This window comes from Bradyrhizobium sp. MOS001, assembly GCF_004634465.1.
Lineage (GTDB): Bacteria > Pseudomonadota > Alphaproteobacteria > Rhizobiales > Xanthobacteraceae > Bradyrhizobium > Bradyrhizobium barranii.
The window spans coordinates 1-1,057 of sequence record NZ_SPVJ01000177.1 but is presented as its reverse complement, the minus strand read 5'-3'; the positions used below and the strand labels follow the sequence as shown (position 1 = coordinate 1,057).

The window sequence follows — 1,057 nt, the reverse complement described above, 5'->3', positions numbered from 1 at the left end:
TCGGGGAGCAAATTGAACACGTCCACCAACAATCACCGTAGCGCCGGTCTTAAGCTGCAGACCGATGGCAGATTTCTGCGCCGCAGCGCCGCAACCAAACAGATCCAAATTCGGGCATTGTTGTTCTTTGGTGCAATGAACTTTAGGACAATACCGAGAATGCACTATCCCTGAAAATCTTGTCACCATGCACGCCCCTAACCCGGCACCGGAATTGCACGGTTACCAGGCCCATCATCACAAGATTAAGGAATGGGTCCAATGCTGATGCATATCACCTCAGTGTCGGTGCCTCATCCGCACTCCCTTTGCGAACTGGGGATACCGACCGAAACCAATCCGATCGTCAGCCTGAGCCAACTTACCTATCGGAAGTGCAACAAGATCTACGGCGAAAAGGAACCCGCCGATTATGTCTATCAGGTCAAGTCAGGCGCGGTACGAAGCTACAAGCTGCTTCGTGATGGCCGCCGGCAAATCGGCGCCTTTTACGTTTCCGGCGATATCTTCGGACTGGAGAATGGAAGCCTGCACCGTTCTACGGCAGAAGCCGTCGTGGACACGACGGTTCGCCTCATTCGGCGACAGAATCTCGATGTAATTTCCGGCAGTGATGGCGCGCTGGCCAAGCATCTGCTCCGCATGACCACCAGCAATCTGAAGCATGCGGAAGACCATATGCTGCTCCTTGGACGCAAAACTTCGATCGAGCGCGTCGCGGCCTTCATCCTTGAGATGGACGAGCGGCTCACCGACGCCGGCATTTTGGCACTGCCAATGTCACGGCGTGATATCGCGGACTACCTTGGACTCAAGCTGGAAACCGTTTCGCGGGCGTTATCGCATCTGCGCAAGCTTGGCATCCTCGGCTTCATCGGTGCCACCCACCGCCAGATCGTACTGTTGGACCGGCAGCAACTCGCCGGCTTCGATCGTCAGAATTGACAGCCGGGTCGAAGCGAAGACCCTTTGCCGTTCCTAATTGAGCGGCCCCGGTGCCATGCCGGGACCTCTAATCTGCGCGGAAGTACGGTTCAATAGCGAGCGGTGACCGGTG

At 56.3% G+C, this 1,057-nt stretch carries 2 protein-coding genes; one reads left to right on the top strand and one right to left on the bottom strand.

Translation table 11 applies throughout. The annotated features are described in order from the left end of the window. The coding region (locus CT676_RS45055; RefSeq protein WP_205124656.1) for a hypothetical protein at nt 1-189 on the bottom strand (189 nt) is incomplete at its 3' end. A gap of 72 nt (nt 190-261) precedes the next feature. On the opposite strand from CT676_RS45055, the gene CT676_RS43745 reads away from it, so the two are divergent. Further along, a complete protein-coding gene (locus CT676_RS43745) occupies nt 262-945 on the top strand; it encodes a helix-turn-helix domain-containing protein (protein ID WP_038945731.1) in 684 nt (227 codons plus the stop codon). Nucleotides 946-1,057 lie beyond the last annotated feature (112 nt).